This window comes from Vibrio sp. EJY3 (genome assembly GCF_000241385.1).
In the GTDB taxonomy this organism is placed as follows: domain Bacteria; phylum Pseudomonadota; class Gammaproteobacteria; order Enterobacterales; family Vibrionaceae; genus Vibrio; species Vibrio natriegens.
Genome location: NC_016613.1, coordinates 3,051,923 through 3,064,061, shown reverse-complemented (window position 1 = coordinate 3,064,061; position 12,139 = coordinate 3,051,923). Strand labels below are relative to the sequence as shown.

Below are 12,139 nucleotides of genomic sequence, written 5' to 3'. Positions count from 1 at the left end.
CTTGTTATTTTATTTGTTCCCAAGCGAGCCTTGGGGAGCACCTCACAGCATTATTTCGCTATATCTGAGAAGTAATGGCGTTAAGCGCACGGTAATGTTTAAAAATGATGTGTTTGAACCTGAATGTATTTATTTTTTTGTATGTCTAATAGTGAGGCTTCAAGGATATGAAGCATCAGGAATAGCAGGCTTTCTCTAGCACTCTATAAACTTATTGCTTACCTTGTCAAACTAATTTTACATCCCGATATTTTTTGTTTTTTTGCCCCTTGTTGACATTGCAATGCCTTTTAGTTTGTAGGGTTTTTAATTTCAAATAAAATGTCTTTTTGACAAGGCCTCGTTATAATCGCGGCGTTTTTAATTTCTTGAGACTCTGCCAATGGCAATGCTTGAATATACGCCACCAACCGACCCTTGGATTGACATCGTTTTTGAAGACGAACAAATTTTGGCTGTGAATAAGCCTTCTGGCTTATTATCCGTTCCGGGGCGTCTTGCCGAGCATCACGATAGTATGTGGAGCCGCCTGCAAGAGCAGTACCCAGATATTCAGGTCGTACATCGCTTAGATATGTCGACTTCAGGCTTGATGGTGTTAGCGAAAAACAAGCGAGCAGAGAGTGCCTTGAAGAAACAATTTCAGTTTCGCTTAACGCACAAAATCTACTATGCAAGAGTGTGGGGGCATATCGCTCAGCAAGAAGGTGAGATTGATCTTCCATTGATCTGTGACTGGCCGAACCGTCCGCTGCAAAAAGTCTGCTTTGAAGATGGCAAACCATCCAAAACACTTTTCCAAGTTGCGAAACTCGAAGAGCACGAAAATGGTGTTAAGACGACGATCGTGCGTCTATTGCCTATTACCGGGCGCTCTCATCAACTACGCGTGCATATGCAAGCTTTGGGTCATCCTATTGTGGGCGATGAGTTCTATGCAATGGACGAGGCCAAGGCATTCTCAGAACGCTTAGAGTTACACGCAGCGGAGTTGAGCTTTTACCATCCAAAAACCCATTGGTTACGCAGTATTTTTGTTCCGTGTGATTTTTATCCGGAAGCGGAAGAGATGATCTTTGACTATTTCGACCCAGAGCGTAAATTACCAGATTACAAAACACTGCCACGTCCATAAACTTATTCTAAGGCAGTGAACAAGGAGCCGTTATGTTACTGCCAAAAGTCGTCTTTCTTGATCGAGCTACGATCCCTGACCATATTCAAGTACCACGTCCTAGCTTTGAGCATGAGTGGGTTGAGTATGGTCTTACTTCCCCAGATCAAGTTGTTGAACGACTTGCTGATGCTGATATTGTCATCAGCAATAAAGTCATTCTTGATCAGCAAGTGCTGACTCAATTACCTAAGCTACGAATGGTGGCGGTTGCCGCGACGGGTTTTAATAACGTCGATGTGGATTACTGCTCAGCGCATAATATTGCTGTTGCGAATGTTCAAGGCTATGCGATCCAAACCGTTCCGGAACACGTGATTGCTATGTTGTTCGCGCTACGCCGCAACCTCTTCGGCTACCATCAAGATATCGCAGCAGGCGAGTGGCAACGCAACAAGCAGTTTTGCTTTTTTACTCACCCTATTGGCGATATTAGTGGAAGCACATTAGGCATTATTGGTAGTGGTGCGCTAGGGCAGGCAACAGCAAAATTAGCACAAGCTTTAGGAATGAAAGTATTGTTTGCTGAACGAAAAGGTGCAGCTGAATGCCGACAAGGCTATGTACCGTTTGAAGACGTTCTCAAACAATCGGATGCAATTACACTGCATTGCCCATTGAATGAACACACGCGTAATCTCATTGCCGACGCGGAGTTAAAGCAAATGAAGCCCACGGCTATCCTGATTAATACCGGCCGCGGTGGTTTGGTTGACGAACAGGCGACGGTGGATGCATTACAAAGTGGTGAAATTTCGGCGGCGGGTTTTGATGTCTTTACTCAAGAGCCAGCTGATGAAAGCAATCCTTTAATCGCAAACATGGCGATGCCAAACTTGCTGCTTACCCCTCATGTTGCATGGGGCAGTGACTCTTCTATTCAGCGCTTAGCTGACATCTTAATTGAAAATATTAACGCATTTGAACGCGGAGAAAGCGTAAACCGCATTGTATAAGCATCATTGTCGTAATAAAAAAGCAGACGAAGTCGTCTGCTTTTTCGGGCTTATTTTTCAAAGAATTAGTATTCTTCTTCGTTAAGGCCTTTAAGGATTTGGAAAATTTCGCGGTACGCTTTCGCTGGTTTACCCGCTTTTTTCTCTTTCGCTGCCTGGCGAGCCAGTTGACGTAGACGTTGACGATCGGCTTCTGGGTACAGCTCCACTACGTCATCAATGGCTTTATCGCCTTCTTCCACTACACGATCACGCAATGCTTCCAACTTGTGGAAGACTGCCGTCAATTGAGAGTGCTTGTTACGAATTTTGTCCAGTGCTGCCTGGATTGGCTCTGGATCTTCATAACGCATCAGTTTACCGATGCGTTGCAATTGGCGACGACGCGCTTCGTTTTTAAAGCGTTGTGCATCCGCAATTGCTTCTCTAAGGTCTTCGCTCAATGGAAACTTTTCGAGAACTGAAGGCTTTAGGCCGACAAGCTCTTCGCCTAGCTTTTGCAGTTCTTCCATGTCTCGCTTCATCTCGGATTTACTTACCCAGATGATCTCTTCTTCTGGTTCCCATGGCGCTTTTTGATTCTTACGTGCCATTTCAGTTGCCTGTGTTTTGATTAATATTATGACTATTTTAACAAGAATCGTGGGGAGAAAGCGAAATTCTTGTTATTCTATTGAACATCAAATACAAGATGTGAAAGACAATGGATATTAAACAGCAGGTTGCTGAGCAACGTACCGAGCTAGAACAGGCCGTCGCAAGAGCGTTAAAGCTTGCATCGACTAAGTCTGATGCCGCAGAAGTCGCAATTACTAAAAGCACTGGTTTAAGTGTTTCTACCCGAATGGGGGACGTAGAAAATGTCGAATTCAACAGCGATGGTGCACTTGGCATTACCGTTTACCGAGGTCAGCGTAAGGGCAGTGCGTCTACGTCCGATCTGAGTGAGGCTGCGATTGAACAAACGGTTATCGCGGCGCTGGATATTGCTCATTACACATCCGAAGACCCGTTCGCAGGGCCAGCAGCAAAAGAGTACATGGTTGACTCGATTCCAGATTTGGACCTGTTCCACCCAGACTCTCCAGATCCGGATTACGCTGCAGAAGTGGCGATCGCGGCAGAAAAAGAAGCGCTTAGCTACGACAGCACAATCAAACAAAGTGACGGCGCGAGCTACGATAGCCACTATGGTGTGAAAGTCTACGGCAACAGTCACGGCCTGCTGGCAAGCTACGCTTCGAGTCGTCATAGCACCAGTTGCTGTGTGATTGGCGTAGGTAAGAACGGTGAAATGGAGCGTGACTACAGCTACACGGTTGCTCGTCATCGTGATGACCTTTGGACACCTGAAACGGTAGGACGTAAAGCCGCTGAAAACACCGTTAACCGTCTGGATGCACAGAGACTCAAAACGGGACAATACCCAATTATGTTTGCTGCAGATGTTGCGACAGGCTTGATTGGGCATTTGGTTATGGCAATAAGTGGCGGCAACCTCTACCGTCAATCGTCCTTCCTTCTCGATCATCTTGGTAAGCAAATTCTGCCAGAGTGGTTCAATGTTTCAGAGCGTCCGCACGTATTGCGCGGATTGGCATCTAGCCCGTTTGATAGTGAAGGTGTCTACACACAAGATCGTGAAATTATCACCGATGGTGTACTGGCTACGTATCTATTGACCAGTTATGCAGCGCGTAAAATGAAAATGGACCCAACTGGCCATGCTGGTGGTATTCATAACTGGTACGTGAAATCGACGGGACAGAACTTTGAGCAAATGCTGAAAGAGCTTGGTACTGGCCTTCTTGTTACTGAAGTTATGGGGCAAGGCGTGAATGTCGTCACGGGCGACTACTCTCGTGGTGCGGCTGGTTTCTGGGTCGAAAACGGTGTAATTCAGTACCCAGTGTCTGAAATTACCATTGCAGGTAATTTAAAAGATATGTTCAACAAGATTGTTGCCGTTGGCAGTGATGTGGAAACACGTTCTCAGATTCAGACTGGCTCTATCTTGCTGGATACCATGAAGGTTGCTGGCGAGTAAGCTGAAGCCTGATTCAAATACCAAAAAGCCTGATGTTAACTTAACATCAGGCTTTTTTGTTATTCGTTAGTGGCAACTTTAGATCATGATGGTTGCGAGCCCGAGGAACACCGACAGGCCAATGACATCCGTGACGGTTGTCAGCGCCATACCACCAGCCAGAGCCGGATCAATGTTCATCTTTTTAAGCAGAATTGGAATGCTCACCCCGGCGATACCAGCAACGAGTAAATTGGTCAGCATGGCTGCAGAGATAATGCCACCTAGCATCCAGTTGCCTTTCCAGGCTACGACAATACCACCGATGATCAGCGCCCACATGATGCCGTTAAGCAAACCGATGGCCGCTTCTTTCATCAACAGCTCTCGCTTGTTTGCGTCACCGATATGACCAAGGGCAAGGCCACGAATGACAAGTGCTACTGTCTGGTTACCAGCAACCCCACCCATAGATGGCACGATGGTCATCAAGACCGCAATCGCCGCCATTTGGTCCAGAGTCGCTTCAAACATGTTAGAAACCGAGGCCGCCGCTAGTGCGGCGAGAACATTGGCACCCAACCAAATACTGCGTTTGCGCGCAGATTTAACGACAGGTGCAAAGGTATCTTCATCATCGTCCATACCCGCCATACTCATCATCGAGTGTTCAGCGTCTTCACGAATAACGTCAACCACGTCATCGATTGTAATACGGCCAACGAGATGTTGGTTTTCATCCACGACTGGAGCCGACACCCAATTACGACGTTCAAACAGGCTCGCGACATCAGAATCACTGGTATCTACAGTGATCGCTTCGTCCGCGTCTTCCATGATATCGATAATTTTGACGTCAGGCTGGGTTGTGATAAGCATTGTGATTGGCAGTTCACCAATCAGTTTGCTCTCTTCATCAATGACATACAGTGCATCTGTTGCTTCTGGCAGTTCGCCTTTCATGCGTAGATAGCGTAAAACTACATCGACGTCGACGTCACCACGAATAGTGATAACGTCGGTGTTCATTAGACCACCAGCGGTATCTTCGGGGTAGGAAAGGGCCGTTTCTACGCGAAGACGATCTGCTGAGTCCATTTGGGATAGGACTTCGCGTGAGAGGTCATCTGGCAAACTACGCAGTACGTAAGCAACGTCATCGGTATCCATGCCTTCTGTTGCTTCAGCAAGCGCTTCAGGGGCCATTTTGGATACAAGGTTGTCTTTGACGTCTTCGTTGAGTTCGTCAAGAATCTCACCGTAGTCTTCAGGGTCGGTCAGTTGCCAAAGCACGTCACGGCTTTTACGTGGCGCCGCTTCTAAAAGGTGAGCGATATCCTCAGGTTCCATGTCCTGGAGTTGACGGCGAACATGGACGAAGCGTCCGTTTTCCAACGCTTCTGTGACTTCTTGGAGGGCTTGGTGAGCTTGGTCGAATTCTATTTGCTCTGCCATTCGTTCCTCCCAATTCCTGATGTTTACAATGCGTTGAATAATAACTTAATTCTAGGCGCCTTTTAATAACAACTTGTGAAACTAAACAAAATTATTTGCTAAAAGAAAGCAACTCAGTAAAAGAACGGAAGGAGATATGACTGAAACTGAAGACAAACACAAAGTTGTTTGCTTACTTCAGGATAATGGAGTTGGAAAGATTTGGTTTGAAGTTATTGATTACATTAGATAAAAGGTGAGAGTGTTACTCACCTTCTTCAAACTTATCTTCAATGAGCAGACACACCGCATCCAGTGCTTGTTCTGCTTGGTCGCCAGCGGCATGAATCGTGACGTATTGACCTTGAGCCGACTCAAGCATAAGAAGTCCCATCACACTATCAGCTGTCGCGGTGATGTCTTCTTCGTTATCAATGGTGATGACGGCTTCAAAACTTTGTGCCAGTTCCACTAACTTTACTGCGGCACGCGCGTGAAGGCCGAGACGGTTTTGGATCAATACTTTGCGACTTAATTCCACCGTTACTCCTTAGCATTTTTTTCTAGTGAGGTATGACGAATCTGAACTTTGTGTCCCTTCTTCGCGAAGTACTCACCGATTTGTTGTGTCAGGTACACCGAGCGGTGTTTACCACCAGTACAACCTATGGCAACAGTGAGGTAGCTGCGATTATTCTTTTCTAACAGCGGGAGCCAATTCTCAATAAAGCTTTCAATTTGATGCTTTAGATCGAGGACAGATTGATGCTGTTCTAAAAACGCGGCGATCGGGGCATCTAAACCCGTATATGGGCGTAGTCCCGGTTCCCAGTGTGGGTTAGGTAAAAATCGCACATCAAAGACATAATCGGCATCGGAAGGCAGGCCATATTTGAACCCAAAAGATTCAAATACCATCACCAGCCCTTTACTTTCACGCGCCACAACTCGCATTCGAACCGTTTCACTCAACTCATGCAACGACTGTCCACTACTGTTAAGTACCAAATCCGCATGAGTTTTAAGTGGCCTCAAAATCTCTTTTTCGCGTTCGATAGCTTGATCAAGCGAGAGCGATTCATTGCCAAGTGACAGGGGATGGATACGACGGGTTTCACTGTAGCGTTTAAGCAGCGTTTCCTTATCGGCATCTAAGAATAGCATGGTCACGTCTAACTCTTGTTTGAGCTTTTCCAGTGTCCCTGTGAATTCTTTGAGCTTTTTAGGAATGTTGCGAATATCGATACTCACCGCAACGTTCTGTTTGCTATCGGCAACGGACTGAACAAATGCGTCAAGCAAGTTGACTGGCAAGTTATCAACGCAGTAGTAACCTAAGTCTTCCAGTACACGCAGCGCAATACTCTTGCCCGCACCGGAATGCCCGCTTACAACGATTAGTCGCATGGTTAATTGTCCTGCTTATTGGTGAATCATGATGTCGTAAAGTTCTTGATCACTTTGAGCATTGCGCAACAACTTGAGTACTTGCTTGTCGCTCAGACGCTCTGCCATAGAGGATAGAGTCTTGAGATGCTCTTTGCACTGTTCTTCTGGTACAAGGAGTGCAAAAAGTAAATCGACAGGACGATTATCGATCGCATCAAATTCAATCGCTTCATCACATTGGAGAAGCACAGCAACGGCTTTATCGCTTGATTGCATTCTTGCGTGCGGGATTGCAATACCGTTTCCGATACCAGTACTGCCCATTTTCTCTCTGTTGAGCATGCACTCGAACAGTTCGGTAGAATCTTGACCCGTATGATCGGCGACGATGCGGCTGATCATTTCAAGGGCTCGTTTTTTACTTGTACAGTGGACTGCACTTTTCGTGCAGTCCAATGACAGTATTTCGCTCAGTTGCATGATTAATGACTGTGTAGTTTTTCTTTGTGCTTGTTAAGTTGGCGAACCAGTTTATCTACCAGCGAATCAATCGCGGCATACATATTCTCGTCATCAGCTGACGCGTGGATTTCACCTTGATTTACGTGGAGCGTAGCTTCCGCGATTTGAGTTAATTTTTCAACTTTTAGTACAACGTGGACCTGATTTATATGGTCGAAGAATCTTTCGAGCTTCTGAAACTTAGTTTGAACATAGTCTTGCATTGAATCGGTAAGATCAACGTGATGGCCTTGAATATTGATTTGCATAGACTTTCCTTTTCAGTTAGTGCCTAAAGTAGGCGTTTACGCTGACTTGAAGGGGCGATACCCAAGGATTCTCGATATTTTGCTATCGTACGTCTCGCGACCTGAATCCCTTGGTCAGCCAGAAGAGCGGCAATCTTACTGTCACTAAGTGGTTTTGCAGTATTCTCTGCCGCGACCAGTTTCTTAATGAGTGCACGAATTGCCGTTGACGAACATTCTCCACCATTATCTGTACTAACATGGCTGGAGAAGAAGTACTTCAATTCAAAAATACCACGTGGCGTATGCATGAATTTTTGTGTTGTAACACGAGAAATCGTGGACTCATGCATATCGACCGCCAAGGCTACATCATTTAATACCATCGGCTTCATGGCTTCTTCACCATACTCGAAGAAATCTTGCTGATGTTCAACAATACATCTTGCAACTTTGAGTAGCGTCTCGTTTCTACTCTCTAAGCTCTTAATTAACCACTTTGCCTCTTGCAAATTGCTACGAATGTACTGGCTATCTGCACTATTGCCTTTTCCGAGCTGGGCGTACTGTTGATTTACTTTTAGTTTTGGAATGCTATCTGGGTTAATGGAGACCATCCATTTCCCATTATCTTTAAATACGGACACGTCAGGAATAACGTATTCGGTGTCATCTGGAGTGATGCGGCTTCCCGGGCGAGGGTCCAGTTGCTGAATGAGCTTGAGAACTTCGCGCAGATCCGCTTCTTTTAGTTTGGTTTCTTTGATAACCAGTTTGTAATCACGATTACCAAGATGATCGATGTGATCGGTCAGAATCATTCTGGCTTCTTCAAGCCACGGCGTACCTTCAGGGAAGGTCGCTAATTGAAGTAGCAGACACTCTTGTAGATTTCGCGATGCCACGCCAAGAGGATCGAACTGTTGAATGCGTTTACGTACCGCTTCTACTTCATCAAGTTCAATATCTTCGTTATCGAAGCTTTCATGAATCTCTTCTGGAGAGAGGGTTAAGTAGCCGTATTCGTCAACGGCATCAATGATCGCCATTGCGATGGTGCGGTCGGTTTCACTAAACGGGGTTAAATCCAACTGCCACATCAGGTAGTCGTACAGTGACTCAGTCGTTTCACCTTGATACACCGGCATATCGTCATCCAGAGCGAGCCCTGTACTGCCAGTGTTTGCACTGTAAACATCATCCCAAGTGGTGTCGATTTCAAGTTCTGAACTGATTTCAGATTTCTCAATTACATCGGAACTGTCAGGAACGTCAATTTCTGTAGGTTCGTTAGCGCTGGTGCTATTTTCAGATGCATCCAGCTCTGATTTATCTTCACCGTTAGCTAGAGGCTCATCTTGGCCATCTTCAACTTCCAATAATGGGTTTGAATCCAATGCTTCCTGAATTTCTTGTTGAAGGTCGAGGGTCGACAACTGCAATAAACGGATCGCTTGTTGCAGCTGAGGTGTCATGGCTAACTGCTGACCTAGCTTTAATTGTAATGAAGGTTTCATTCAGTGTTACTTACCTTGTAATGCTCAGAATCTTACCGTTCCTAATATAATCATAGACGGAATTGTTCACCGAGATAAACTTGTTTCACCTGTTCATTGTTGAGAACTTCATCCGGAGTTCCCGATGCAATTAGGTGTCCTTGACTTACGATATAGGCTTTTTCACATACGTCTAGTGTTTCGCGTACGTTATGGTCGGTGATAAGCACACCGAGGCCTCTGTCGCGCAGGTGTTCAATAATTTTTTTGATGTCACCAACTGAAATTGGGTCAACACCAGCAAAAGGTTCGTCCAATAAAATAAACTGAGGATTTGCCGCTAAAGCTCGTGCAATTTCAACCCTACGACGTTCACCACCCGATAGTGCCATGCCTGCGCTGGCTCGGATGTGCTGTATGTGGAATTCTTCTAACAAATCTTCCAGTTTATCCTGGCGTTCTTCTCTGGTCATTTCCTGACGAGTTTCCAGAACGGCCATAATGTTGTCTTCAACTGACAGCTTACGAAAAATAGATGCTTCCTGAGGAAGGTAGCCAATACCAAGACGCGAACGACTGTGCATTGGCAAGATGCTGATGTCTTGGTTATCGATGGTGATGACACCTTCATCACGAGGCACTAATCCGACAATCATGTAGAAGGATGTCGTTTTACCTGCACCGTTAGGACCCAGTAGACCAACAATCTGACCTGATTCCACTTCTAAGCTGACATCGGTAACCACCTTGCGTTTTTTGTAGCTTTTCGCCAGGTTTTTCGCACTCAGTACCGCCATATTATTTCTCTAGCTGATTAGGTTGCAAAATAGTCGTGACACGCTCGTTTTCAGAGCTGTCTGCCACCAGTTTTTGTTGACCGATTTGGTAACGGATGGTTGAGCCTTTTATGGTGTTACCGTCTTGGGCTAGCTGAGCGTGACCTTTCATGGTTAATTCGTCAGTCGATATACGGTAATCCAACTCGGTCGCCTGACCACTCAATGTTTTACCGTCGTCCATCAATTGTGAGAACGTCGCTGGCTGGCCAAATGCCTGAATTTGATTAATTGTTTCTGTTTTAGGATCGCGAGTGACAACGATCTTATCAGCATCGATATTGATGCTACCTTGCTTAAGAGATACATCACCACTGAAAATTACCTGGTTACTCTTCATGTCCACCTGTTGGGTGTCAGAGTTTATGTAAACCGGCTGTTGAGTATCCGACTTAAGTGCCAGCGCATGAGGCGCCGCCAAAACCAGTGCTAGTAGGCTAAGGTGTAACGGTTTCATATCGACCTTGAACGTTATCTGTCAGAGTCGCAGTATGCTGTTTCAAGTTTCCTTGCATTGCGCCTCCTGTAGTTTCAAATTGTGGTCCAACCAACATCACTTGTTGGTCAGCTTTAAAATCACGATTGGTTAGGTTAATCACCAGCTTATCCGTTGCCATGGTATCAAAGCTTGCCCCTTCTAATAGGTTCTGCATTAATACTTTGTCATATAAGGTCAGCGTTTGGTTTTCATCTAACACAGCTCTTGTAGCTGTCACCTTCCACTCAACGACACTACCTTCACGGTAAACCATTAATGTCGGGTTGTTAAATATAGTTTCTCCACTCTTAGCATAATAATCTAAGTTGGAGGAGCGAATGATGTAACTGCGAACACCATTTTCACCATAGGTGATATTTTCCAGTCCAGTACCACTGAACATGGGCAGTTCCGAATCTGGTGCGACTTGAATCGTATCTGTGCTTTTTGGTGTCACTATATAATAAGCACACCATGCAATAACGAAAATCAAGAGCAAATAAATAAGGCGAGTAAAACTCATAAATTAGAGGCCTATCTTCTAGCTCAGTACGTCCCTGACAATTGCCTTAATCTGTGTAATAAGTGGTTGAGATGAGTTTACATCACACCCGCTTTTAGTAAATCATGCATATTAAGTGCACCGACCACTTTACCGTTATTACATAAAATCAGCGCATTGATATTTTTGCTCTGCATTAGGTTGAGACCTTCAACTGCAAGCATGTCCGGATGCGCAGTTGTTGGGCTTTGTGTCATCACCTCGCCAATGGCGGTCGTATGAATATCAATACGCTTATCTAAAGTTCTGCGTAAGTCGCCATCAGTGAATATACCAAGCATAGCATCGTGCTCATCGACAATGGCGGTCATACCCAGTCCTTTTTCAGAAATCTCCAGAAGTGCATCGCGAATCAGCGAATCAGGAGAGACTTTCGGCAGAGCATTTCCAAAATGCATAATATCAGACAACTTAAGCAGCAGTTTTCTTCCTAAAGCGCCACCAGGGTGCGAAAGCGCAAAGTCTTCAGCAGAGAATCCACGAGCCTGAAGCAGCGCAACCGCCAAGGCATCGCCCATGACTAACGTTGCTGTTGTACTGCTGGTTGGTGCTAAACCAAGAGGGCAGGCTTCTTGTGGTACCGTGATCTGTAAGTGCAAATCTGACAGTTGCGCCATGTTCGATTCTGGCTTGCCCGTCATGCTGATGATCTTGATGTTCAAGCGTTTCAATACCGGGAACAGCGACAGGATCTCATGGGATTCGCCAGAGTTTGAAATGGCAATCACAATGTCTCCGGCGCTGATCATACCTAAGTCACCATGCGAAGCTTCACCCGGATGAACAAAAAACGCCGAAGTCCCTGTACTTGCAAGCGTCGCCGCAATTTTATTTCCAATGTGGCCTGATTTGCCCATGCCCATGATGACCACTTTTCCGCTATTGGAAAGTATCATTTCGCAAGCTTGTTCAAATTGGTCATCAAAGTATTTATCCAGCTCTTGCAGAGCGGCAACTTCAATATCAAGAACTTGCTTTGCAGCAGCGCGAAAATCAAATTGACGGGACATATCGAGCTCCAATTTATGTCTACGAAAAG

14 protein-coding genes are annotated in these 12,139 nt (G+C 45.5%); 3 read left to right on the top strand and 11 right to left on the bottom strand.

What is annotated here, in order from left to right; all coding sequences use genetic code 11:
• Positions 1 to 382 precede the first annotated feature (382 nt).
• Positions 383 to 1,135, top strand: a complete 753-nt coding sequence (rluA, locus tag VEJY3_RS13895; protein ID WP_014233088.1) for a bifunctional tRNA pseudouridine(32) synthase/23S rRNA pseudouridine(746) synthase RluA — start codon at positions 383 to 385, stop codon at positions 1,133 to 1,135.
• Positions 1,136 to 1,167: 32 nt separating this feature from the next.
• A complete protein-coding gene (locus tag VEJY3_RS13890; protein ID WP_014233087.1) occupies positions 1,168 to 2,130 on the top strand; it encodes a D-2-hydroxyacid dehydrogenase in 963 nt (320 codons plus the stop codon).
• Positions 2,131 to 2,195: 65 nt separating this feature from the next.
• Here VEJY3_RS13890 and yjgA read toward each other — a convergent pair whose 3' ends face one another.
• A complete protein-coding gene (gene yjgA / locus VEJY3_RS13885) occupies positions 2,196 to 2,723 on the bottom strand; it encodes a ribosome biogenesis factor YjgA (protein WP_014233086.1) in 528 nt (175 codons plus the stop codon).
• Positions 2,724 to 2,833: 110 nt separating this feature from the next.
• Between yjgA and pmbA the strand changes: the two genes are divergently transcribed.
• On the top strand, positions 2,834 to 4,177 hold the full coding sequence (gene pmbA, locus VEJY3_RS13880) for a metalloprotease PmbA (protein ID WP_014233085.1): 1,344 nt from the start codon (positions 2,834 to 2,836) through the stop codon (positions 4,175 to 4,177).
• Positions 4,178 to 4,255: 78 nt separating this feature from the next.
• On the opposite strand, the gene mgtE is transcribed toward pmbA, so the two are convergent.
• The 10 genes from mgtE to kdsD form a co-directional block, all read right to left on the bottom strand.
• Positions 4,256 to 5,611 carry a magnesium transporter gene (gene mgtE, locus VEJY3_RS13875; protein ID WP_014233084.1) on the bottom strand — a complete coding sequence of 452 codons (1,356 nt, stop codon included), beginning with the start codon at positions 5,609 to 5,611 and terminating at the stop codon, positions 4,256 to 4,258.
• A 244-nt stretch (positions 5,612 to 5,855) separates the two neighbouring features.
• Positions 5,856 to 6,131 (bottom strand): HPr family phosphocarrier protein, encoded by a 276-nt coding sequence (locus tag VEJY3_RS13870; protein ID WP_014233083.1) that lies wholly within the window; start codon positions 6,129 to 6,131, stop codon positions 5,856 to 5,858.
• 2 nt (positions 6,132 to 6,133) lie between these two features.
• Positions 6,134 to 6,997, bottom strand: a complete 864-nt coding sequence (gene rapZ, locus VEJY3_RS13865; protein WP_014233082.1) for an RNase adapter RapZ — start codon at positions 6,995 to 6,997, stop codon at positions 6,134 to 6,136.
• Between the two features lie 15 nt (positions 6,998 to 7,012).
• The gene (gene ptsN / locus VEJY3_RS13860) at positions 7,013 to 7,459 is read right to left on the bottom strand and encodes a PTS IIA-like nitrogen regulatory protein PtsN (protein ID WP_014233081.1); all 447 of its coding nucleotides are present in this window, start codon (positions 7,457 to 7,459) and stop codon (positions 7,013 to 7,015) included.
• A gap of 2 nt (positions 7,460 to 7,461) precedes the next feature.
• Positions 7,462 to 7,749, bottom strand: coding sequence for a ribosome hibernation promoting factor (gene hpf / locus VEJY3_RS13855; RefSeq protein ID WP_014233080.1), 288 nt, complete (start codon positions 7,747 to 7,749; stop codon positions 7,462 to 7,464).
• Positions 7,750 to 7,772: 23 nt separating this feature from the next.
• A complete protein-coding gene (locus tag VEJY3_RS13850; RefSeq protein WP_014233079.1) occupies positions 7,773 to 9,245 on the bottom strand; it encodes an RNA polymerase factor sigma-54 in 1,473 nt (490 codons plus the stop codon).
• Positions 9,246 to 9,295: 50 nt separating this feature from the next.
• A complete protein-coding gene (gene lptB / locus VEJY3_RS13845; RefSeq protein ID WP_014233078.1) occupies positions 9,296 to 10,021 on the bottom strand; it encodes an LPS export ABC transporter ATP-binding protein in 726 nt (241 codons plus the stop codon).
• Between the two features lies 1 nt (position 10,022).
• Positions 10,023 to 10,517: a lipopolysaccharide transport periplasmic protein LptA gene (gene lptA / locus VEJY3_RS13840; RefSeq protein ID WP_014233077.1), complete on the bottom strand. Its 495-nt coding sequence runs from the start codon at positions 10,515 to 10,517 to the stop codon at positions 10,023 to 10,025.
• Positions 10,498 to 11,061, bottom strand: coding sequence for an LPS export ABC transporter periplasmic protein LptC (lptC, locus tag VEJY3_RS13835; protein ID WP_014233076.1), 564 nt, complete (start codon positions 11,059 to 11,061; stop codon positions 10,498 to 10,500). Before lptC ends, lptA begins: the two co-directional genes overlap by 20 nt.
• Positions 11,062 to 11,138: 77 nt before the next feature.
• Positions 11,139 to 12,110: an arabinose-5-phosphate isomerase KdsD gene (gene kdsD / locus VEJY3_RS13830; protein WP_014233075.1), complete on the bottom strand. Its 972-nt coding sequence runs from the start codon at positions 12,108 to 12,110 to the stop codon at positions 11,139 to 11,141.
• Positions 12,111 to 12,139 lie beyond the last annotated feature (29 nt).

Bases quoted from the DNA above. Each gene is read 5' to 3' on its own strand.
- rluA (WP_014233088.1), top strand. From the start codon at position 383: ATGGCAATGCTTGAATATACGCCACCAACCGACCCTTGGATTGACATC.
- VEJY3_RS13890 (WP_014233087.1), top strand. From the start codon at position 1,168: ATGTTACTGCCAAAAGTCGTCTTTCTTGATCGAGCTACGATCCCTGAC.
- yjgA (WP_014233086.1), bottom strand. From the start codon at position 2,723: ATGGCACGTAAGAATCAAAAAGCGCCATGGGAACCAGAAGAAGAGATC.
- pmbA (WP_014233085.1), top strand. From the start codon at position 2,834: ATGGATATTAAACAGCAGGTTGCTGAGCAACGTACCGAGCTAGAACAG.
- mgtE (WP_014233084.1), bottom strand. From the start codon at position 5,611: ATGGCAGAGCAAATAGAATTCGACCAAGCTCACCAAGCCCTCCAAGAA.
- rapZ (WP_014233082.1), bottom strand. From the start codon at position 6,997: ATGCGACTAATCGTTGTAAGCGGGCATTCCGGTGCGGGCAAGAGTATT.
- ptsN (WP_014233081.1), bottom strand. From the start codon at position 7,459: ATGCAACTGAGCGAAATACTGTCATTGGACTGCACGAAAAGTGCAGTC.
- hpf (WP_014233080.1), bottom strand. From the start codon at position 7,749: ATGCAAATCAATATTCAAGGCCATCACGTTGATCTTACCGATTCAATG.
- VEJY3_RS13850 (WP_014233079.1), bottom strand. From the start codon at position 9,245: ATGAAACCTTCATTACAATTAAAGCTAGGTCAGCAGTTAGCCATGACA.
- lptB (WP_014233078.1), bottom strand. From the start codon at position 10,021: ATGGCGGTACTGAGTGCGAAAAACCTGGCGAAAAGCTACAAAAAACGC.
- lptA (WP_014233077.1), bottom strand. From the start codon at position 10,517: ATGAAACCGTTACACCTTAGCCTACTAGCACTGGTTTTGGCGGCGCCT.
- lptC (WP_014233076.1), bottom strand. From the start codon at position 11,061: ATGAGTTTTACTCGCCTTATTTATTTGCTCTTGATTTTCGTTATTGCA.
- kdsD (WP_014233075.1), bottom strand. From the start codon at position 12,110: ATGTCCCGTCAATTTGATTTTCGCGCTGCTGCAAAGCAAGTTCTTGAT.